Raw genomic sequence first — 20,938 nt, 5'->3', positions numbered from 1 at the left:
TCAGGAAGGAAATGCGAGTGATTTCACCGTCACCGGCACAACCGATCCGCCAAAAAGAGGCGTACCAATGTCGATATAGTCCCCCGCCCGGACAACCACCTCATCGATGACTGCCAGCGGGTGTTGCTGTAACTGTGGGCGTAACAGCATGCCCAGGGCCTTACCAAAATCCTGCTCGGCTACCACCAGCAGGGGATGCGGATTCGGATAGCGCGCGACGAAGGCCAGCAGCGCATCAATCACCGTTAACAGCGCGGCGTAGCGCACCGGCAGTGAACCGGGCAGCGCCAGCACGTAGGCGTCTGTTTGCGGGTCAAGATCGAGCTGCATTAGCGCCTGTTGCCAGGCGGCCACCAAATCAGCCTCATCAACCGGAATCGCCACCGGCAGATTGCGCAGCGGAAGCGCCACACCTTCCAGCCAGATAGTGCTGCCCGAAAGCGACAGCGTATGTGCACCAGCGCCAATCACCGTGGCGCGCACGGTTTGCGCCGGGAACTGCACGTTCATCTCACGCAGGCGCGGATGTTCATGCAGAGCCGTCGCTAACAGCGGGCCAATGTCGGAAAAACAGAACGGGTCGGCGGGTTGGTTGCGGTAGCACTCGCCCACCCCGCCGGACAACGTAATCACTTCCGGTTTCATGCCCGCCGGTAACAGGCCGGTTTGCATCAGCGCCTGTGCCAGCGGTGATAACGTGCCGTCGATCACCTCCACAATCAGCGCCGCCATCCGTCGGGCTACCTGAACAAGCTGCGCCGCATTGAGAGTTCGGGCATCAGTGCCCGGACCAAATACGTCATCAACAATCATCTGCCCCGGCTGATGCGCATGCACTACTCGCCCCTGGCCGTCCGTTTCCAGCAGTCGTCCGCCGACGTTGAGGCAAGCCGAACCGCTGACCTTTCCGGCATCGAACAGAACGTAGTTCGACGTACCGCCACCGATGTCGATATTCAGTACGCGGCACAACTTCTGCTCGGACAGGGTTTGTGCCCCCGCGCCGTGACCGGCAATCACCGATTCCAGATGCGGACCGGCGCTGGCAACCACGAAGTCCCCCAGAGACTGAGAGAGCGCCATCACCGCCGGACGCGCATTTCGGGTTTTGGCACTTTCTCCGGTGATGATGATCGCGCCGGAATCGACAGTCTCAGGCGCAATACCCGCCGCCTGATACTGGGCGAGGATTAGCGCCTTAAGTTCGGCCTCTTTTAACCCGCCCTGCTTATCAACGGGGGTAAAGAACACCGGGCTTTGCCAGCTAATTTCGCGTTTGATGAATTCGTAGCGCGGCACCTGCGACACTGCCGCACGGTTGACCAGCTCAAGGCGCGAGAAAATGACCTGAGTGGTGGTGGTGCCGATATCGATACCGACGCTCAGTAGCTGGCGAGTATTCACGATTGCGCCTCCGGGTTGGTTTCTACTTCAGTTGGCACATCTTCATCTTTCGGTACCAACAGCATAGCCACACCAATCGCCGTCACACCGCCAATCAGCTTGCCGACAATCATCGGGAAGATCATCGCGTTCATGTTGGCAGCGGCGAAGCCTAAGTGGTCACCCAATGCAAAGGCCGCGGAGACCGCAAAGGCGCAGTTGATCACTTTGCCGCGGGTATCCATATTCTTCATCATGCCGAACATTGGGATGTTGTTCGCCAGCGTCGCGACCATGCCGGCAGCCGCAATATTATTGATTTTTAACAGGTTACCGACACTCATCAGCGGTTTTTCAAACCAGCGAGTCAGCAGCAGTACCATTGGATACGCACCGAGCAGTACGCAGGAAATAGAACCGATAACTTCGATGGCGCGCATCACTTCACCCGGCTTGTCGCCCGGAGCCATGAAGATAGGATCAAGACCTGGGATCAGCTCCCAGCCGAGCAGGAATTTAACCACCGCTGCTGCCAGGCCGATGGTGATCAGCGCCACCAGGAATTTCGCGAAGATCTGGAAGCCGTTGATCATTTTTTCCGGGATGAATTTCAGTCCCAGCGCCACCAGCACAGCCACGATCAGCACCGGGATCATATTCATCAGGATCAGCGCGAAGGTGAACTCCACCGGCTGCCCGTTGATTTCGACGCCGGAGTACATCGCAATCAAACCGCCCGCAATACAACCAATCGGAATGGTGACAATACCCGCCAGCACGCCCAGCGCCAGATAACGACGGTCAGACGGTTCAATAATCCCCAACGCAACCGGAATGGAGAAGACCAGCGTCGGCCCCATCATCGCCCCGAGGATCAGGCCAGAGTACAGCCACGCCGCAACGTCGCCGCCCGCCAGTTCTTTCGCCAGGAAGAAGCCGCCCATATCGCACGCCAGCAGCGTTCCGGCAAACATCGACGGGTTCGCGCCCAACATTTCATACAGCGGAATAATCACCGGCCCGAGCACATGCGCCAGAACCGGCGCCAGCGCGGTCATACCAACCATCGCCAGACCCAGTGCGCCCATCGCCATAAAACCTTCTTCAAACTGGCCGCCCGATCCCTCAATACTCTTACCGAATTTACCGAGGAAGCGTGCCGAACCGCCGAACTGCGACAGGATCCTGTCCACGGCGGCAATCAGCATAAAGAACATCATGATGTACATGATGATTTCGTTAATTCCCATAGCCCCTACTCCCTGTCATTTGTGATTTGTAGGCCGGATAAGACGTTTACGTCGCCTCCGGCATTAACGCCGTGTTATTGCCGGATGACGGTGCGAGCACCTTATCCGGCCTACAGGCATTACCCAGCAGCCGCGTACAGGTCGATGATCTGTGCCTGCGTGGCGGTGCGTGGGTTACTGCGAATACAAATATCCTCCAGCGCAGCGTGAGCCCATGCGCTGTACTGCTCGGGCTTTGCCCCAACGTCAGAGAGTCGTTTGGTCTGGCCCACTTCGCTAATCAACTCGCTGACCGCGTTGATAGCATCACGATCGTCCGATTTCTTGTTGGTTAACGCGCGTCCGATATGGCTAAAGCGCTCACGACACACCATGCGGTTGAACCCCATTACCGTGGGAAGCAGCATGGCGTTAGCCTGTCCGTGTGGAATGTGCAACGTCGCCCCCGGCTGGTGCGCCATCGCATGGCACAGGCCAAGCCCAGCGCTGGAAAACGCCATCCCGGCCATACAGGAAGCCAGCAGCATGCTTTCGCGCGCAGCCAGATCCTGACCGTAGCCGACGGCCTTCGGCAGCGATTTACCGATCATCGCTATCGCGCCAATCGCCAGGCTGTCGGTAAACGGCGTCGCGTTCAGCGCGCTATACGCTTCAACGGCGTGCGTCAGTGCATCAATCCCAGTCATCGCCGTTACGTGTGCAGGCACGCCTTCCGTCAATGCGGCGTCAAGGATCGCCACATCCGGCATCAGGGTTGCGTGGGCCAGCACTTTTTTGAGTCCGGTCACGGCGTCGATAATCACCGTGACGTTCGTGGTTTCTGAACCCGTTCCGGCGGTAGTCGGTACGGCAATCAGCGGCAGACGCGGGCGTAACACGCTACGCTCGTCCATGTCAGCCAGCGTCTGGGTAGGATTGGTCACCAGCAACGCCACTGCCTTGGCGGCATCCAGCACGGAACCGCCACCGAAAGCCACGACGCCGTCGCACTTTGATTCACGCAGTTGCGCGACTGCCGCGCAGACGTCCGTAATGCACGGTTCACCTACCGGACAAGGCCACAGCGTCATTGCCACACCTTTCATCGCCAGGCTGCGCTCCAGTGCGGCGGTCATCCCCGCCTGATGCAGAAAGCTGTCAACCATGACGAACATATGCGTCAGTCCGCGCGTTTGTGCTTCCTGTCCGCAGGTACTGAGCGCTCCCAGTCCACATAACGTAACCGGGGGAACGCTAAACGTTTTTACGCGTTGCAGATTCAGGGTATCGAATGCCTGAAAGAGCGCGGTCTGCAATTCAGCTTGCATAGATTCCTTCCGCTTTTTCTTTTCCGCTGTTTGCAATCGCCAGCGGAGTCATAAACAGGCTGTGCTGGGGTAAATGCACCTGCAGTTCCGGGAAACGCTTACGGAACAGTTCATCAACGCCTGGCTGCATACAGGAGCCACCCGCCAGCCACAAATCAGCGACACTCTGTCCGGCAATATGGTGCGCCACGATTTCCGCCATCTTTTCGTAGACAGGCTTCACCACCGGCCAGATTTCTTTGCCATTGCTGCGCTTGTACTGCTCGGCTTCCTCCAACTGGATACGACGGTTCCCGGCCAGCGTCAGAGAGATATGGTGCCCGCCGGTCGCTTCATCAGCGGAGTAAGTCACTTTTCCCTGTTTAACAATTGCAATCCCGGTAGTGCCACCACCAATATCCACCACGCCGGCGTTATCAAGCTGCAACAGATCCGCCACCGCGGTTGGTTCGTCGAGGACATGGCTCACTTCAAGCCCGGCAGACTCCAGCACGTTAATAGAGATGCGTGGGTCAGTTCCCGGTGGAAACGAGGTTGCCGCATGGGTAAAACGGCAACCCAGCTGTTGTTCGAGCGTATCGAGATGGCGACGAACGATGGTCACCGCACCAAAGAAATCCCAGACGATGCCATCGCGCACGACATCGGCCCAGTCCAGGCAAACCGCGACCGGTTGTCCGTCACTGTCCACAACCATCGACACCACATCACACGTTCCCAAATCAATGCCCAACCACAGCGGTGAATCGCTCTTTGCGGGCGTCTGGTTACATAGCGTTGCCGCTTTTAGCAGTCTGGGTGTCAACCAACGTTGTTCGTCGTGCGCCATCTCATTTACTCCTTATACAATTCTGAAGGCGTCCACCAACACACAGCGACGCAGACGCACAAACGTACGCGCACTGGTCACCCCTTCCCCGGTTGGTGTGGTAATGGTCATCGTGGTCCAGCCTTCACCGCCCAGTCCAAGACCGGCAATGCACGGTCCGTTCTTAACGAAGATGCTGGTATCAATGGCGTTTGCCATACGGTTCATATTTTCGATATTGCGTGAGTGCATCGCCGCCGTATGGTGGCAGCCGCCTTCCAGCTTGACCGCCAGTTCAATGGCTTCATCGACGTTGGCAACCCGTACGACCGGCAGCACCGGCATCATCAGTTCGGTAACGGCAAACGGATGCGTCGCTGAGGTTTCGACGAATAACAGACGGGTTTGCTCCGGTACGTTCAGACCAATCGCCGCAGCGATTTTTCCGGCATCGCGTCCGACCCAGTCACGACTGACCGTGCCTTTACCGCGCTCATCGATATTTTTCAGCAGCACCGGCTGCAGCTGTTCGGCCTGAGCAGCGGTCAGTTTCACCGCATGCTGGCTTTCCATCAGACGCATCAGTTCATCAGCGACGCTATCGACCACGATCAGCACTTTTTCGTCGGCGCAGATGATGTTGTTGTCAAACGATGCACCTTTGACTATCGACTGCGCCGCACGTGCCAGGTCAGCCGTTTCATCAACCACCACTGGCGGATTACCCGCACCAGCGGCAATCAGACGTTTGTTGGTGTGCTTACGCGCGGCGTCCACTACGGCTTCACCACCGGTCACCACCAGCAGGCCGATACCTGGGTACTTGAACAGACGCTGGGCAGTCTCGATATCCGGGTTGGCAACCGTCACCAACAGGTTTGCCGGACCGCCTGCGGCAACCACCGCCTGGTTAAGCAGAGTGATAGCGCGCTGAGAGACTTTTTTCGCCGCCGGATGCGGTGCGAAAACCACGCTGTTACCAGCGGCAATCAGGCTGATGGCGTTGTTAATGACGGTCGCGGCCGGGTTGGTGGATGGGGTTACCGAGGCCACCACGCCCCACGGCGCGTTTTCAATCAGCGTCAGACCGTTATCGCCGGTCAGAACCTGTGGAGACAGGCATTCCACACCCGGCGTGCCGCGCGCCTGCGCCACATTTTTGGCAAATTTATCTTCGACGCGTCCCATGCCGGTTTCAGTGACGGCAAGTTCCGCTAATTCTCTGGCGTGCTTTTCGCCCGCCTCACGTAGGGCCGTGATAGCCAGTTGGCGCATGGCGACGCTTTTCAGCCCCTGCTGGGCCAGTTTTGCTGCCGCCACTGCGTCATCCAGGGAGGCAAAAACGCCCATTTCTTGAACGGCACTGACGGGTTGGCTGCTGTCTTTCATTTTCAGCAGTACCGCTTTCACGACCTGTTCAATATCCTGTTGATTCATGATTTTCTGCCTTATTTATGGAAGATCACCTGACCACCTGCCACCACTTCATCGACAATGCCAATCACGCACAGATCGACAGGCGATGATTCATTCCGGTGCGCCTGACGGGCGGAGCTTCCGCTGACCAGCAGCACCCACTCTCCGGTTCCCGCCCCGATGCTGTCGATAGCAACAGCACATTGCCCGTCGGGATTTCCCTGGGCGTCAATCATTTCCACCATCAGCAACTTGTCGTGCGCGAGCCCCTGATGGCGTACGGTACAAACAATTTGTCCTGTAACGATTGCCAGTTTCATACGCGCCTCCGTGGCATATTTCAGGTAAAACCTCCCCCTACCCTCCGCAGAAGGTAATGTGAAAAGGAGAGAGGGTGACGCCAGCAATGAAGTCTGTGGCGTCACATGGACGACTTACATGTCGTTGCTGTCGCCTTTAAAGCTGATCGGGAACACTTCTTCCAGATCGCCGTGCGGACGTGGGATCACGTGTACTGAAACCAGCTCGCCAATACGCTGTGCTGCCGCAGCACCTGCGTCCGTTGCAGCTTTACATGCCGCTACGTCGCCACGGACCATGGCAGTGACCAGACCGCCACCGATCTGCTTCACGCCAACCAGTTTCACGCGTGCCGCTTTAACCATTGCGTCAGAAGCCTCAATCAGTGCAACCAGGCCCCGGGTTTCAATCATTCCTAATGCTTCCATTGTATTTTCCTCTCATTAAGGGGTCCAGAACGGGACCTAAACAACCAGTGTTTGTGAGGCGTTTTCACGACTCACGTCAGTCTGGCGCGGCACTGCTGCCACCAACGCCAGTTCGATAATTTCCTGTACGCTACAGCCACGAGAGAGATCATGAAGCGGTGCGGCAAGCCCTTGAATCAACGGACCTACTGCGCGATACCCTCCCAGACGCTGAGCGATTTTGTAGCCAATATTGCCTGCCTCCAGCGATGGGAAGACCATCACATTGGCATTGCCCTTTAACGGACTGGCTGGCGCTTTTTGCGCAGCGACATCCGGAACAAAGGCGGCATCAAATTGCAGTTCTCCGTCCACGGTAAGCTGCGGGGCACGCTCACGAACGATCTCGGTCGCCTGCTGCACGTTAGCGACGTTAGGATGGCGAGCACTGCCATTGCTTGAAAACGACAGCATGGCGACGCGCGGCTCTTCACCAGTGATCGCCTGCCATGTCTGTGCGCTGGCAATCGCAATATCCGCCAACTGTGCGGCGGTGGGCTGCGGTACGACGCTGCAATCGGCAAAGCCTAATGACGGCCCAAGGTACTGCGGCAGCATCAGGAAAATTGACGACAGCGTTTTACAGCCAGGCTGTAGCCCGATAATGCGTAATCCGGCACGCAGCACGTTCGCTGTTGATGAGAGATTGCCCGCAATACAGACGTCAGCTTTACCCGCGCTGACCATTGCAGCGGCGAACATCAGCGGATCGTTGAGTTTTTCCAGCGCATCCGCAGGCGTTTTATCTCCCGCGCGGGCCAGCCAGCGCAGCGCAAACTCTTCGCGCATTGGCTGATTGCTTTGCGGATCGATAACCTGAATGCCATCCATTGCCACCCGGTGGCTGAGGGCAAACTGGCGCAGCGCAAACGGACTGGCGACGAGAATGGGATGTGCCAGACCGTGCTGATGCAGGTAATTCGCCGCCTTCAGCACCCGGACATCCAGCGCATCCGGGAACACCACCCGTGCCGGTGAGCGTTGGGCGAGTTGACGAGCACGTTCAATGATCATTGCTTCTCCCCCAGTCGCTGTTGAATTTGGTTAACCGTCAGCGGATGCTTCGCAACGCTCAGAATCATCATCACGTAGACCGTACTGGAAAGGCGATTGAGCGCCTGCATAATGTCCGGTCGCATAACCTCAAAACTGCGAGTGATGAACACCTGGGCCGCCACCGTCTCCGTTTCACGGACTTTGGTACGCAGCAAATTAAGCAGCGCGCAATCACGTCCGTGGCTGGCCTCCGGCACCAGATGGTCGTGGTCCAGATAGCGCAGCGGTTGATGCGAAAGACGGTGTAAATCTTCGTCACTTAAACCCACGACAGCTTGTGCTGCCAGCGGCTCATCCATGGCGTCAGCGCGCATAATATTGCCCAGGCGCGAGCGGATATCCGCCAGCCACGGCTGCCACGGTTCTGCCATCTCAATCTGCAACCACACGGCCAGGGCGATGGTGCTGTCCAGCGCGGCGCGAAATCCCAGACGCGGATCGCTTTTGGCGACCACCTTGTCCGCCGTCAGATGCGTCAGGGTGTCCGGTTTCTTCACCACCGGTTGATGACACAGTTCGCAGCTGGCCTGTGGATGCGTATCGCTGCTGGTTAATCCATGCACCGGCTGCGGCTGCTGTTCTTCGTCATCAATAAACAGGCTGCCCTGCTCGTCGATAAACTTAATACGCAGATGTCGGCTTTCCAGTAATTCCCGGGCAGACGGCGTCAGGCGAGCGTCAGCGGGGAGATGAATTTCAGCCCCTTCGCTGAGCGTATGATTCGCTCTGAGCCATGCTTCGGTAATGAAATCCTTCATACATCCGCCTTAGCAGGACTGCCAGTTCGCAGGCCAGGCCACATACAGAAACTTCACCGTCGATGGCGTACCAAATTCGATGCTGGAACCTTTCGGGATAAACATTACGTCCCCGGCTTTTGCAATCATGGTTTCGCCTTCGTGGCGAACGTGCAGCTCGCCTTCCAGAATCATGTCGATTTCGTCGTAGTTCAGCGTCCATGGGAAAAAGGCGTTATCCCACTGCATAAACCCGGCGGCCATACTGCTACCGTCCTGGTCGGTCACCAGATCGGTTAAGCCCACGCAGTGCGGCTGCGCGCCGTCAAAACGACCAAACTTCACGCTGCTGCCGTCGATGACTTTGACGCCGCCTTTGCCGGTTACCGAGTTAAAACTCGGCTGCATTCCGCCCTGTTCCAGCGACTGCTTCTCCTTCATAACTTTGTCCATCAGCTGGGCGACCAGGCTTTCGGTAAACTGCCCTTCCGGTAACTGCGCAATGATGGTTTCGCGAATGCGCTGGCTTTCCGTTTTGCCATCATCAACCGCCGCCGGTACAGCAGCAGTTGGCGCGGATTCATCGCATTCACTGATGGTAACGCCCAGCAGCTCCGCAACTTCGCGCGCCTCCGGGGTGATGATGCTGGCGCGCAGAACAACCGACATTTCCTGTTCGCCGCGTGCGTGGGCCGCACGAATATCATTAGCTGTGATGAGTTTTTTCACCTGCCCTTTCCTCCTTTTGGCTGAGCTCAGTCAGATAATCCACCAGGTGCTGCACGCTGCGCGGGTCATGGCTATTGAGCTCAAAAATCGGCTCCTGAAACCCCATCCCGCGAAGTAGTTGTCGCGTTGCGGCGACGTCGGCATCCGGCATGTCCGTTTTACTGATAACGGCGATTTGTCGTTTACTGGCGCCGATATCCAACAGCCCGGCAGGTAAGCGACTTTCTTTATCATTTGCCGCGTGTATATAAATCAACGTATCGACATCCTGCAGCGTGGTAATTAAGGCGTGATACCAGCGCGGATGGCTAAAATATTCCCCTGGCGTATCGATATCGCCATTTTCATTAAACTCCACGGCCTGTGTTTTTCTGGCGAGGGAATAATTCCCCTGTAGCGCATTAAAGAGCGTTGTTTTCCCCGCCCCCACCGTACCGACAAATGCAATACGTTTCATCGCCGCCTCTGATTAACTTTTTGTCAGGTTGCACAAAGTGAAATTTAATAATCGACCCAGACCGCTTACCGTCTGTAATAACGCTTCTTCTACTGCGCCTACCGAACCGTAGATCACCAGTGCGCCGCTGAATCTATCGAGAAAACCGATATGTACATCCGCCGCCTTCATGGCTAAGTCACCGGCAATCATCGCGGTTTCGCCTGGCGTCAGCGTCATGATGCCGATAGCGCCCGCTTCGGGAACGCCGATCTTTTTCGCTAATTCCTCGCCGGGGTGCGCAATGAGATGCGCCAGTGTGACCTGTTTCCCCGGCACAAATTCCTGAATAATGCGTTCTTTTTCCATTGCTCACCGCCTCCGCTAAAACTGCCCTCATCGTGGCAATTTTTTGTCAGAGTAAATAACAAAATTCGGCAACCAGGTTTAAAAGGTGAAGTAGATCACTAAGAAAGGGAAAATAAAAAGGCGCGGGAGAAACCCGCGCCGGAAATAAATTAAAGTGAAATTACAGCGGCTGCGTTTGGGCTTCTACAACCGCCAGCGCCACCATATTAACGATACGACGAACAGAGGCGATCGGCGTTAATACGTGAACCGGTTTCGCAACCCCCATCAGCACCGGGCCAACCGTTACGCCTTCAGAACTGGAAACGCGTAGTAAGTTGTAACTAATACGGGCCGCTTCCATATTTGGCATCACCAGAATATTCGCTGAGCCTTTCAACGGACTGTCCGGCATGCGGTCATTACGGATGCTTTCCACCAGCGCGGCGTCGCCGTGCATTTCGCCGTCAATCATCAACTCTGGCGCGCGCGCCTTAATCAGCTCCAGCGCGTCGCGCATTTTGCTGGCCGACGGACAGTTAGAGGAACCAAAGTTGGAGTGCGACAGCAACGCCACCTTCGGTTCGATACCAAAGCGACGCACGGTCTCTGCCGCCATCACGGCGATTTCCGCCAGTTGCTCAGGCGTAGGATCGTCGTTGACGTAGGTATCGGCGATAAAGGTGTTACCGCTTGGCAGCAGCAAGGCGTTCATCGCCCCGGCAGTATGCACGCCGTCGCGATGACCAAATACCTCTTTCACCACGCTGAAGTGCTCATGGTAGTCGCCAATCGTACCGCAGATCATCGCATCCGCTTCGCCGCGCTGTACCATGATTGCGCCGATCACCGTGGTGTTGGCGATCACCGCACGCTGCGCCTGCTCTTGGGTAATCCCACGACGCTTCATAATCTGGTAGTACTCGCTCCAGTACTCTTTAAAGCGCGGATCGGACTCATTGTTGACGATTTCAAAATCGACGCCCGCTTTGATCTGCAGACCCAGTTTCTGGATGCGCATTTCAATAACGCTTGGACGACCGATCAGGATCGGCTTCGCCAGCCCTAACGTGATCAGCTCCTGGGTAGCGTGCAGTACGCGCGCTTCTTCCCCTTCGGTCAGCACCACGCGCTTCGGCGCTTTGCGTGCCAGGGAGAAAATCGGCTTCATGAACAGGTTGGTTTTGTAGACGAACTCGGTCAGTTTATCGATGTAAGCGTCAAAGTCGGCAATCGGACGCGTTGCCACGCCGGAGTCCATCGCCGCTTTCGCTACAGCAGGGGCGATTTTGACGATCAGACGCGGGTCGAACGGTTTCGGAATGATGTATTCCGGGCCGAAGCTCAGGTCCTGATCGCCATAAGCAGAGGCCACCACTTCACTCTGCTCGGCATGCGCCAGCTCAGCAATGGCGTGCACCGCCGCCAGTTTCATCTCTTCGTTGATGGCCGTCGCACCAACGTCCAGCGCACCGCGGAAGATGAACGGGAAGCACAGGACGTTGTTAACCTGGTTCGGGTAGTCTGAACGACCGGTACAGATGATGGCGTCGGAACGCACCTCTTTTGCCAGCGGCGGCAGGATTTCCGGCTCCGGGTTGGCGAGTGCCAGAATCATTGGCGCACGCGCCATCTTCTTAACCATTTCCTGCGTCAGCACTTTCGGGCCCGAGCAGCCGAGGAAAATATCTGCGCCGTCAATAACATCATCCAGCGTACGCTTACCGTCATCCACCACCGCGTAAGCCGCTTTGGTTTCCGCCATGTTCGGTTCGCGGTCTTTGTAAATCACACCTTTGGAGTCACAGACCACAATATTGTGTTTCTGCATACCCAGCGCTACCAGCAGGTTCATACAGGCAATCGCCGCCGCACCTGCACCAGACACCACCATGCGCACGTCAGAGATATTTTTCTCAACCACCCGCAGACCGTTCAGAATAGCGGCAGTACTGATGATTGCCGTACCGTGCTGATCATCGTGGAAGACCGGAATATTCATGCGCTCGCGCAGTTTTTGCTCAATGTAGAAGCACTCTGGCGCTTTAATATCTTCGAGGTTGATACCGCCAAACGTGGGCTCCAGGGCCGCAACCACATTGATAAACTTATCCGGATCGAGTTCATCGACTTCAATGTCGAACACGTCGATCCCGGCGAATTTCTTAAACAGAACGCCTTTACCTTCCATCACCGGTTTGCCGGCCAACGCGCCAATGTTGCCGAGACCCAGCACCGCTGTGCCGTTGGAAATAACCGCAACCAGGTTGCCGCGCGCGGTGTATTTGTAGGCTGCCAGCGGGTCCTTTTCAATTTCAAGACACGGTGCAGCCACGCCCGGCGAGTAGGCCAGCGCCAGGTCGCGCTGCGTTGCCAGAGGCTTGGTCGGAGAAACCTGGATTTTACCGGGTACCGGAAATTCGTGGAAATCGAGGGCGCTTTGTTTTAACTGGTCATCCATCTTGTTGTTCCTTTCACGTATCTATCAAAAAAGTGGCGCGGGTAACCATTCTACTGAGCCGCACATTATCACCTCAGTCAACGGTACAAACTTTGAAGGTCCCCAAACTCTCACCATTCAAAGAAAGAATTTGTTATCAATTTATAACAACCATGTTACCTGCTTAATCCAGCAATACCATGCCTGTCTGCTATGCTTTTTGCTGACAACGCCCGCAATTTTCCCAAAAGTGTGAATCACAACACGCATCTAACACTTTACTTTTCAAGGAGTATTTCCTATGACCCGTAAAGAGCTTGCCAATGCCATTCGTGCGCTAAGTATGGATGCCGTCCAAAAAGCTAACTCCGGCCACCCTGGAGCACCAATGGGGATGGCCGATATCGCCGAAGTTCTGTGGAACGATTTTCTACGCCATAACCCGACCGACCCCACCTGGTACGATCGTGACCGGTTTATTCTGTCCAACGGCCACGCCTCAATGCTGCTTTACAGCCTGTTGCATCTTTCCGGTTACGACCTGCCGATCGAAGAATTAAAGAACTTCCGTCAGCTCCATTCGAAGACGCCAGGGCACCCGGAAATTGGCTACACGCCGGGCGTGGAAACCACGACAGGACCGCTGGGTCAGGGTTTAGCCAACGCCGTCGGCATGGCCATTGCCGAGCGTACGCTGGCAGCGCAGTTTAACCAGCCAGACCATGAGATTGTTGACCACTTTACCTGGGTCTTTATGGGCGACGGCTGTCTGATGGAGGGTATTTCACACGAGGCTTGTTCGCTGGCGGGCACGTTGGGGCTTGGCAAACTCATCGGCTTCTACGATCACAACGGCATCTCGATTGATGGCGAAACCGACGGCTGGTTTACCGACGATACTGCAAAACGCTTTGAGGCTTATCACTGGCATGTGGTGCACGAGATTGACGGTCATGACCCTGAGGCGGTGAAAAAAGCCATTCAGGAAGCGCAGGCTGTTACCGATAAACCGTCGCTGATTATCTGCCGCACGGTGATTGGTTTTGGCTCACCAAATAAAGCCGGGAAAGAGGAAGCACACGGCGCTGCGCTGGGCGAAGAAGAGGTGGCGCTGACCCGGCAGAAACTGGGGTGGCATCATCCTGCTTTTGAAATCCCCAAAGAGATTTACCGGGCGTGGGACGCACGCGAGAAAGGCGAAAAAGCGCAACAGGGCTGGAAGGAGAAATTCGCAGCTTACCAACAAGCCTACCCGGAACTGGCGGCAGAGTTTTCTCGCCGGATGAGCGGTGGGCTGCCGGAAAAGTGGGAAGAAACAACTCAGAAATATATTACCGAGCTGCAGGCCAATCCGGCAAAAATCGCCACCCGCAAGGCCTCGCAAAATACCCTAAACGCTTACGGGCCTATACTGCCTGAGCTGCTTGGCGGATCGGCGGATTTGGCCCCCAGCAACCTGACCATCTGGAAAGGCTCCTCCTCTCTTAAAGAGGATCATGCAGGAAACTACATTCACTACGGCGTGCGGGAATTTGGCATGACGGCGATTGCCAACGGTATCGCCCATCACGGGGGCTTCGTACCGTACACCGCTACGTTCCTGATGTTTGTCGAATATGCCCGTAATGCCGCGCGTATGGCGGCGCTGATGAAAGCCCGACAAATCATGGTTTATACCCACGACTCGATTGGTCTTGGGGAAGATGGTCCCACGCACCAGGCCGTTGAACAGCTCGCCAGCCTGCGTCTGACGCCTAATTTCAGCACCTGGCGACCATGCGATCAGGTTGAGGCGGCGGTAGGCTGGAAGCTGGCAGTCGAACGTCACGACGGGCCAACCGCGCTGATCCTCTCGCGGCAGAATCTGGCGCAAGTTGAGCGCACGCCTGAGCAGGTACAGCAAATTGCCCGCGGCGGCTATGTGCTGAAGGACGGCGGCGGTAAGCCGGATGTTATTTTGATTGCTACCGGTTCAGAAATGGAAATCACGCTACTGGCAGCGGAAAAACTGACCGGCGAAGGTCGTAACGTGCGGGTGGTTTCTCTGCCCTCAACCGATATCTTCGACGCCCAGGATGAGGCGTACCGGGAATCGGTCCTGCCAGCAAACGTCAGCGCGCGTGTGGCGGTAGAAGCAGGGATTGCCGACTACTGGTACAAATATGTCGGGCTGAAAGGGGCAATTGTTGGGATGACGGGTTATGGGGAGTCGGCTCCGGCGGACAAGCTGTTCCCGTTCTTCGGCTTTACGGTAGATAACATCGTCGACAAAGCGCACAAGGTGCTTAACGCGTGATCCACAATGTGGGCCAGGCATCTGGCCCATGCCAGTTATCGCAGCTTGGCTCCTGGGCATAGCGCACCAGGCGAAAACGTTGCCCGTCGTAGCGCCAGCGGGTCTGGATACCGCAATCTGCCAACCCTCGCCCTTTAGCGAGGGTGACCAGCTCCCGCGACTTCTCGTCAAACGTCGCGTTGGTCAGCTCCATATCGCGACTTTCTGCATCCGTTTTAAACGGCAGGTTTAACCGTACCGCGCGTGAAGTCAACGGAGTCGTACGTGAAACCACCCACGCCAGATCGATGGTGTTATACGCCCCGGCCTCACAGCCAATCATCAGCAGCGCTTTATCATCCGTTAGGGCCGTGACGCGCATCTCGCGACGCAGCGGATCGATAGAGCAGCGAATACCGTTGATCCGCCAGTTACCATAGTCCAGCAGTTCACTGCGCTCCTGCTGTGTGAGAGGCGTTGGCGTTGGATTAATGACCGCTACACCTTTCAGCGCGGGGGCCGGAGGTACGCTGAGCGGAGGCTCGTCACCTTTTTCAATCCATGCGGTTTCGCTCCCCACCCGTTTTTGCTGGGCGTCGATAAACAACAACGCGGCTTTTAGCCCGACCAGCGAAAGGTTTTGCGCACCTTTTTGCAGGGTAATCGCCTTCGCGTCCTGTACGGTTTGTAAAAATGCGCTGATGGTGGCGGGATCATCGGTCGTCAGCTGCCAGGGAGTTATGCGCCAGTGCTCGCCGCTCAGCGAGAGTGGCGCACCATCCAACAGCAGACGCGGCGCAATATTGCTCTCTTTGACGCTGGACGATTCCAGCCCGCCCAGCTCAATACGCAACACGGCGTCGGTATGTGCCCCGGCGCTGCGGCTCAAGGTCATGACCAGGCCGTGGTGCTCTCCGGTATTGCGCGCCACGCAAAAATTTTGGTTATTACACGTCACCTGCCAGTCAGAAAACGCCTGTTGCGCGGGCGCAGCCCACAGCAATCGGGCGGGTAGCAACCCGAGCAGGAAAAGGAGAATAACGCGATAGCGCATGGACGGTACAACCCCGAAGTCAAAACACACAGCCTAAGCGGTATCTTCCTTGCGCGACTGATGTGGCTCAATAAGAATCGTCGGATTGGCCGTAAATTTGTAAAGAAATATAAATCCCGCGCATTAGTCCATGAGATGCGATGACTGCAAATAGTTCAGCAATAGTACCGTTTTACCGTCACGGATCTCACCCGTTTTGATCATTTCCAGCGCCTGTGTGAACGGCAGTTCCAGAACTTCAATATCTTCATCTTCCACGCCGCCACCCGCGTTTGTCCGCTGACTGTCACGGTATTGCGCGATGAAGAAGTGGATTATTTCCGTCACACCGCCCGGCGACATGTATAGCTCAAACAGTTTACGTACTTCACCCACTTCAAAGCCGGTCTCTTCAATCGCCTCTTTTCGAATACATGCTTCCGGTTCGTCGTTATCCAGCAGCCCGGCGCAGGTTTCAATCAGTTGACCGTCTTCGTTACCGTTGACCCATGTCGCAACGCGAAACTGGCGGATGAGCACCACCGTTTTCTTCTCCGGGTTATACAGCAGAATTGTGGCGCCGTTGCCACGATCGTAAACCTCACGTTTGTGACGGATCACCTCTCCATTCTTACGGGTCAGGTCATAAGTGATATTGCGCAGGACGAAGTAGTTATCGGAAAGGACTTTATCTTTGATGAGGGTAATTTTTTGCGACATACCGGCTCCACAGCAAGAAGTGAGAAATAATACTACGCCGTGAAACCGGGTTTGTCTTGGAACAATGTAGGCCTGATAAGCAAAGCGCCATCAGGCATTCATGCGGCACATTGCCGGATGGCAACGCTAACGCGTTTTATCCGGCCTGCTCGCCGATTAATGAGATTTGACTGATTTTACGCCCAGCCAGTCGACGATCCCCTGGGCAGCATGCCGCCCTTCCGCCATAGCCGTCACCACCAGGTCTGCACCGCGTACCGCGTCACCACCGGCAAAGATTTTCGGGTTACTGGTTTGATAACGGTATGCACTTTCAACATCGGCGGCAATGCGCCCCCAGTTATCGACCTTAACGCCATGCGACTCCAGCCACGGCATGCCGTGTGGGTGAAAGCCAAACGCCATGATCACCGCATCTGCGGGCATAACAAACTCACTCCCGGCGATGGGAACCGGGCGACGACGGCCCTGCGCATCAGGTTCGCCAAGTTGGGTTCGTAAGAAACGCACGCCGCTGACTCGCCCATCGGCATGCAGCACCAGCTCAACCGGCTGGACGTTAAACTCGAAGTTTGCCCCCTCTTCCCGGGCGTTCTTCACCTCTTTTTTTGAGCCGGGCATGTTGGCTTCATCACGACGATAGGCGCAGGTCACCTGGCTTGCGCCATGACGCAGGGCGGTTCGCACACAGTCCATTGCCGTATCGCCTCCGCCCAGCACAACCACGTTTAGTCCGGCGGTATCGATAAACGGTTCTTCAGGCAGTTCCTCCAGCCCCATCACCTGCTTGGTGTTGGCAATCAGGAACGGCAGCGCATCATACACGCCAGGCGCATCTTCATTTGGCAGGTCCGCCTTCATGGAACGATAGGTTCCTACGCCCACGAACACGGCATCGTAATCCTCCAGCAGCTTTTCAAGCGCGACATCCTTACCCACTTCACAGTTAAGTTCAAAATGAATGCCCATGGCGCTGAAGATTTCACGGCGACGCGCCAGCAGCGATTTGTCCAGCTTGAAGGCCGGAATACCGAACGTCAGCAAACCGCCAATTTCAGGATGGCGATCGTAAACGGTGGCGCTGACGCCGCTGCGCGCCAGCACATCCGCACAGGCCAGACCCGCCGGACCCGCACCGATGATGGCAACACGCTTGTCCACTTTCTGCACATGGCTTAAGTCCGGTCGCCATCCTTTACTCAGCGCCCGATCGGAGATGTAACGCTCAATATTACCGATGGTGACTGCGCCATGCTCGCTACGCACCGTGCATGCCCCTTCGCAGAGTCGATCCTGCGGGCAAACGCGTCCGGTCACCTCCGGCAGGCAGTTGGTCTGGTGAGAAAGCTCAACCGCCGCGTCGATATTCCCGGCTTTGACCAGTTCAATCCACTGCGGAATGTGGTTATGCAGTGGACAGGTCCATTCGCAGATACTGTGGTCGCCGCATTTCAGGCAGCGAGAGGCTTCGCGCTCCGCCTGTGCCGTACGAAACGGCAGATAGATCTCTTCAAAGCTGGTTTTCCGGGCTTCAATCGCCAGTTTATCCGGCTCCCCACGCGCAGGCGTCGCCTGCATTTGCTCACGTTTAGTGATGACATGTGGAACAAAATCGGTAGTGCTGGCATGCCATGGCTGGCTTTCCAGACTTGCGGTACGCAGCCTGCGCGCTTTTGACAGACCGGTAAGCGAATTTTCCGTCACCAGCTGTAACGCCTGTGCCGGACAGTTCTCTACGCAGGCGGGTCCCTGCTCACGCCCCTGGCACAGATCGCATTTGTGCGCGGTAGCTTTCACCTTCCCTTTGGCGACGGGAGTGAGTACGATCTGCATGGTGCCGAAAGGACAGGCAACGACGCACGATTTACAGCCAATGCACTTTTGCGGGTTCACCTGAACGATGTCGTTATCATGGCTAATTGCCCCGTTTGGGCAACTTCTGGCGCAGGGTGCATCTTCGCAGTGGTGACAGGTCACCGCGCTGCGCTGCTGCTGATGCTTAATGACGGTAATTCGGGGCTGAAAATGCCGTTGGTCCAGGACATGCTGTTCGCCATTGTGAGCCATGACGCAGGCGACCTCACAGGCATGGCATCCCAGGCACTGCTGGCTATTGACCATAATAAAACGATTCATGGCTTCCTTCTTTTTTGGTTGCAAAAACCTTATTCTTTATAAGAGTGCTATTAACCGACACGGAAGGAAGCGGCAATGTTCATTTGCCCAGGAAGCACAACTATTTATCCAGAACCTGTGGCAGATCAATTTATTTCATCGCATATGAAATTGTGTTTCAGTTACCATCCAGTTTCATGGCGTTTTATTAACATTTATCAAATACACCGCATCGTTCACGCTGTTTTCAGGCGCGACGTGTATTGTGTGAGGATGCACAAGTGACGGTAAAGCGTCCGGTCTCGGCCAGTCTGGCTAAAGCTTTTTTCTACATAGTGCTGCTGTCAATTCTCTCAACAGGTATTGCGCTGCTCACGCTGACCAGCAGCTTGCGAGATGCCGAAGCCATCAACGTTGCTGGCTCGTTGCGCATGCAAAGCTACCGTCTGGGTTACGATCTACAAAGCCAGAGCCCGCAGCTTAACGCCCACCGCCAGCTTTTCCAGCAGGCGCTAAACTCGCCAGCACTACAGAATCTGAACGCGTGGTATGTGCCACAAGCGGTAAAAAGCCGCTATGGACGTCTGCATGCTAACTGGCTGGAAATGAACGCCCGCCTGGTCGACGGCGATTTGAAATGGTACCAGGCCAACATCAACAACTACGTCGATCAGATCGATCTCTTCGTGCTGGCGTTGCAGCATTATGCCGAACGCAAAGTGATGCTGGTATTTGGCATCTCGCTGGCGGGCGGGATAGGCATATTCACCCTCGTCTTCTTTACCCTGCGGCGCATTCGCCAGCAGGTGGTGCGTCCGCTGAATAAACTGGTGATGGCCAGTCAGCAAATTGAACACGGTCAGTTTGATATCCCACCGCTGGATACCGGTTTGCCCAATGAACTGGGATTGCTGGGCAAAACGTTTAGCCAGATGTCGAGTGAATTACACAAGCTGTATCGTTCGCTGGAAGCGTCTGTGGCCGAGAAAACTCACGATCTCCACGAAGCCAATCGCCGTCTGGAGGTGTTGTATCAGTGCTCCCAGGCGTTAAATACCAGCCAGATTGACGTGCACTGCTTCCGCCATATTTTACAGATCGTCCGCGAACATGACGCCGCGTATTTCCTTGAACTCACCGTCGGTGATAACTGGCGGATTAGCGAAGGGACTAAAAGCCCCGAGCTGCCGATGCAGATCCTGCCTGTCACCATGCAGGAAACCGTCTACGGCGAACTGCACTGGCAAAGTCCAAACGTCAGTGCTTCTACTCCGCTGCTCAACAGCGTCTCCTCGATGCTGGGACGCGGGTTGTACTTCAACCAGGCACAAAAACATTTTCAGCAGCTGTTGTTAATGGAGGAGCGAGCGACAATTGCACGCGAACTGCACGACTCACTGGCGCAGGTGCTCTCTTATTTACGTATTCAGCTCACGCTGCTGAAGCGTTCAATTCCGAAAGATAACGCCCCGGCGCAAAGCATTATGGCGGATTTCTCCCAGGCGCTGAACGATGCCTACCGTCAGCTACGAGAACTGCTCACCACCTTCCGTCTGACCTTACAGCAGGCAGACTTACCCTCCGCCCTGCATGAAATGTTGGAAACGCTGCAAAATCAAACCTCAGCTAAACTCACACTCGACTGTCGGTTACCCACGCTAGCGTTGGATGCGCAAATGCAGGTGCATCTGTTGCAGATCATCCGTGAAGCGGTTCTGAACGCCATTAAACATGCGAGTGCGAGCGAAATTGCCGTCAGCTGCGTAACGGCTCCGGACGGCAACCACACGGTTTATATCCGCGATAACGGCATCGGCATTGGCGAGCCGCATGAGCCTACAGGGCACTATGGACTAAATATTATGCGTGAACGGGCGGAAAGACTGAGCGGCACGTTGACCTTCTCTCAACCTTCCGGAGGGGGAACGTTGGTGAGCATCAGTTTCCGTTCGGCTGAATCAGACAGTGAGCTAACGTAAAGAACCGCAAAGCGCCGTCGAGTCTGGATCCAGGCCTGACGGCGTTGGCACGAAAGGTATGCTGTAAACGGGCATGATAATTTACATTATCTTCTTTTTTTCTCCACGTTTGACCCGTACCTTGCCGCTAAAGTGAAGC

18 protein-coding genes are annotated in these 20,938 nt (G+C 55.9%); 2 read left to right on the top strand and 16 right to left on the bottom strand.

All coding sequences use genetic code 11. The features are described 5' to 3' along the window. The 13 genes from eutA to maeB all read right to left on the bottom strand — a co-directional run bounded on the left by eutA (nucleotide 1) and on the right by maeB (nucleotide 12,698). Nucleotides 1-1,404, bottom strand: coding sequence for an ethanolamine ammonia-lyase reactivating factor EutA (gene eutA / locus OGX89_RS09445; protein WP_003835041.1), 1,404 nt, complete (start codon nucleotides 1,402-1,404; stop codon nucleotides 1-3). Next, nucleotides 1,401-2,633, bottom strand: a complete 1,233-nt coding sequence (gene eutH / locus OGX89_RS09440; RefSeq protein ID WP_125112668.1) for an ethanolamine utilization protein EutH — start codon at nucleotides 2,631-2,633, stop codon at nucleotides 1,401-1,403. Before eutH ends, eutA begins: the two co-directional genes overlap by 4 nt. A gap of 119 nt (nucleotides 2,634-2,752) precedes the next feature. Next, entirely contained in the window at nucleotides 2,753-3,940 is a 1,188-nt protein-coding gene (eutG, locus tag OGX89_RS09435; RefSeq protein WP_125112669.1) for an ethanolamine utilization ethanol dehydrogenase EutG, read from the bottom strand. Then, nucleotides 3,930-4,769 (bottom strand): ethanolamine utilization protein EutJ, encoded by an 840-nt coding sequence (gene eutJ / locus OGX89_RS09430; protein WP_063941690.1) that lies wholly within the window; start codon nucleotides 4,767-4,769, stop codon nucleotides 3,930-3,932. Before eutJ ends, eutG begins: the two co-directional genes overlap by 11 nt. A 12-nt stretch (nucleotides 4,770-4,781) precedes the next feature. Beyond that, a complete protein-coding gene (locus OGX89_RS09425; protein ID WP_003835050.1) occupies nucleotides 4,782-6,185 on the bottom strand; it encodes an aldehyde dehydrogenase family protein in 1,404 nt (467 codons plus the stop codon). An 11-nt stretch (nucleotides 6,186-6,196) separates the two neighbouring features. Then, nucleotides 6,197-6,484: an ethanolamine utilization microcompartment protein EutN gene (gene eutN / locus OGX89_RS09420; RefSeq protein ID WP_003038011.1), complete on the bottom strand. Its 288-nt coding sequence runs from the start codon at nucleotides 6,482-6,484 to the stop codon at nucleotides 6,197-6,199. A 114-nt stretch (nucleotides 6,485-6,598) separates the two neighbouring features. Continuing rightward, nucleotides 6,599-6,892: an ethanolamine utilization microcompartment protein EutM gene (eutM, locus tag OGX89_RS09415; RefSeq protein ID WP_003835054.1), complete on the bottom strand. Its 294-nt coding sequence runs from the start codon at nucleotides 6,890-6,892 to the stop codon at nucleotides 6,599-6,601. Nucleotides 6,893-6,928: 36 nt separating this feature from the next. Beyond that, entirely contained in the window at nucleotides 6,929-7,945 is a 1,017-nt protein-coding gene (gene pta, locus OGX89_RS09410; protein ID WP_032944169.1) for a phosphate acetyltransferase, read from the bottom strand. Next, a complete protein-coding gene (eutT, locus tag OGX89_RS09405; protein ID WP_125112671.1) occupies nucleotides 7,942-8,745 on the bottom strand; it encodes an ethanolamine utilization cob(I)yrinic acid a,c-diamide adenosyltransferase EutT in 804 nt (267 codons plus the stop codon). Before eutT ends, pta begins: the two co-directional genes overlap by 4 nt. Nucleotides 8,746-8,754: 9 nt before the next feature. Next, on the bottom strand, nucleotides 8,755-9,453 hold the full coding sequence (gene eutQ, locus OGX89_RS09400; protein WP_032944171.1) for an ethanolamine utilization acetate kinase EutQ: 699 nt from the start codon (nucleotides 9,451-9,453) through the stop codon (nucleotides 8,755-8,757). Continuing rightward, nucleotides 9,431-9,910 (bottom strand): ethanolamine utilization acetate kinase EutP, encoded by a 480-nt coding sequence (gene eutP, locus OGX89_RS09395; protein WP_003037998.1) that lies wholly within the window; start codon nucleotides 9,908-9,910, stop codon nucleotides 9,431-9,433. Before eutP ends, eutQ begins: the two co-directional genes overlap by 23 nt. A 12-nt stretch (nucleotides 9,911-9,922) precedes the next feature. After that, nucleotides 9,923-10,258 (bottom strand): ethanolamine utilization microcompartment protein EutS, encoded by a 336-nt coding sequence (eutS, locus tag OGX89_RS09390; RefSeq protein WP_003037995.1) that lies wholly within the window; start codon nucleotides 10,256-10,258, stop codon nucleotides 9,923-9,925. 160 nt (nucleotides 10,259-10,418) lie between these two features. Continuing rightward, nucleotides 10,419-12,698: an NADP-dependent oxaloacetate-decarboxylating malate dehydrogenase gene (gene maeB / locus OGX89_RS09385; RefSeq protein ID WP_003835063.1), complete on the bottom strand. Its 2,280-nt coding sequence runs from the start codon at nucleotides 12,696-12,698 to the stop codon at nucleotides 10,419-10,421. Nucleotides 12,699-12,978: 280 nt separating this feature from the next. On the opposite strand from maeB, the gene tkt reads away from it, so the two are divergent. Further along, on the top strand, nucleotides 12,979-14,973 hold the full coding sequence (gene tkt / locus OGX89_RS09380; RefSeq protein ID WP_125112673.1) for a transketolase: 1,995 nt from the start codon (nucleotides 12,979-12,981) through the stop codon (nucleotides 14,971-14,973). Here tkt and OGX89_RS09375 read toward each other — a convergent pair. From OGX89_RS09375 to aegA, 3 genes are all read right to left on the bottom strand, one after another. Next, nucleotides 14,963-16,006, bottom strand: coding sequence for a DUF1176 domain-containing protein (locus tag OGX89_RS09375; RefSeq protein ID WP_125112675.1), 1,044 nt, complete (start codon nucleotides 16,004-16,006; stop codon nucleotides 14,963-14,965). The two genes, tkt and OGX89_RS09375, sit on opposite strands and share 11 nt — an antisense overlap. 123 nt (nucleotides 16,007-16,129) lie before the next feature. Continuing rightward, the gene (gene nudK, locus OGX89_RS09370) at nucleotides 16,130-16,705 is read right to left on the bottom strand and encodes a GDP-mannose pyrophosphatase NudK (RefSeq protein WP_008785426.1); all 576 of its coding nucleotides are present in this window, start codon (nucleotides 16,703-16,705) and stop codon (nucleotides 16,130-16,132) included. A gap of 156 nt (nucleotides 16,706-16,861) precedes the next feature. Next, nucleotides 16,862-18,841, bottom strand: a complete 1,980-nt coding sequence (aegA, locus tag OGX89_RS09365; protein WP_286560323.1) for a formate-dependent uric acid utilization protein AegA — start codon at nucleotides 18,839-18,841, stop codon at nucleotides 16,862-16,864. A gap of 260 nt (nucleotides 18,842-19,101) precedes the next feature. Between aegA and narQ the strand changes: the two genes are divergently transcribed. Then, entirely contained in the window at nucleotides 19,102-20,799 is a 1,698-nt protein-coding gene (narQ, locus tag OGX89_RS09360) for a nitrate/nitrite two-component system sensor histidine kinase NarQ (protein ID WP_125112678.1), read from the top strand. The last annotated feature ends 139 nt before the right edge of the window (nucleotides 20,800-20,938 follow it).

It is taken from the genome of Citrobacter sp. Cpo103, from assembly GCF_030332605.1.
Classification (GTDB): domain Bacteria; phylum Pseudomonadota; class Gammaproteobacteria; order Enterobacterales; family Enterobacteriaceae; genus Citrobacter; species Citrobacter portucalensis.
Note: the sequence above shows the minus strand (reverse complement) of the source record. Positions and strands in the feature narration are given on the sequence as shown.

Excerpts from the sequence above, each read along its gene's own strand:
- eutT (WP_125112671.1), bottom strand. The coding sequence starts at position 8,745 with ATGAAGGATTTCATTACCGAAGCATGGCTCAGAGCGAATCATACGCTC.
- eutJ (WP_063941690.1), bottom strand. The coding sequence starts at position 4,769 with ATGGCGCACGACGAACAACGTTGGTTGACACCCAGACTGCTAAAAGCG.
- eutP (WP_003037998.1), bottom strand. The coding sequence starts at position 9,910 with ATGAAACGTATTGCATTTGTCGGTACGGTGGGGGCGGGGAAAACAACG.
- OGX89_RS09425 (WP_003835050.1), bottom strand. The coding sequence starts at position 6,185 with ATGAATCAACAGGATATTGAACAGGTCGTGAAAGCGGTACTGCTGAAA.
- eutG (WP_125112669.1), bottom strand. The coding sequence starts at position 3,940 with ATGCAAGCTGAATTGCAGACCGCGCTCTTTCAGGCATTCGATACCCTG.
- eutM (WP_003835054.1), bottom strand. The coding sequence starts at position 6,892 with ATGGAAGCATTAGGAATGATTGAAACCCGGGGCCTGGTTGCACTGATT.
- aegA (WP_286560323.1), bottom strand. The coding sequence starts at position 18,841 with ATGAATCGTTTTATTATGGTCAATAGCCAGCAGTGCCTGGGATGCCAT.
- nudK (WP_008785426.1), bottom strand. The coding sequence starts at position 16,705 with ATGTCGCAAAAAATTACCCTCATCAAAGATAAAGTCCTTTCCGATAAC.
- eutS (WP_003037995.1), bottom strand. The coding sequence starts at position 10,258 with ATGGAAAAAGAACGCATTATTCAGGAATTTGTGCCGGGGAAACAGGTC.
- eutN (WP_003038011.1), bottom strand. The coding sequence starts at position 6,484 with ATGAAACTGGCAATCGTTACAGGACAAATTGTTTGTACCGTACGCCAT.
- OGX89_RS09375 (WP_125112675.1), bottom strand. The coding sequence starts at position 16,006 with ATGCGCTATCGCGTTATTCTCCTTTTCCTGCTCGGGTTGCTACCCGCC.
- tkt (WP_125112673.1), top strand. The coding sequence starts at position 12,979 with ATGACCCGTAAAGAGCTTGCCAATGCCATTCGTGCGCTAAGTATGGAT.
- pta (WP_032944169.1), bottom strand. The coding sequence starts at position 7,945 with ATGATCATTGAACGTGCTCGTCAACTCGCCCAACGCTCACCGGCACGG.
- eutH (WP_125112668.1), bottom strand. The coding sequence starts at position 2,633 with ATGGGAATTAACGAAATCATCATGTACATCATGATGTTCTTTATGCTG.
- maeB (WP_003835063.1), bottom strand. The coding sequence starts at position 12,698 with ATGGATGACCAGTTAAAACAAAGCGCCCTCGATTTCCACGAATTTCCG.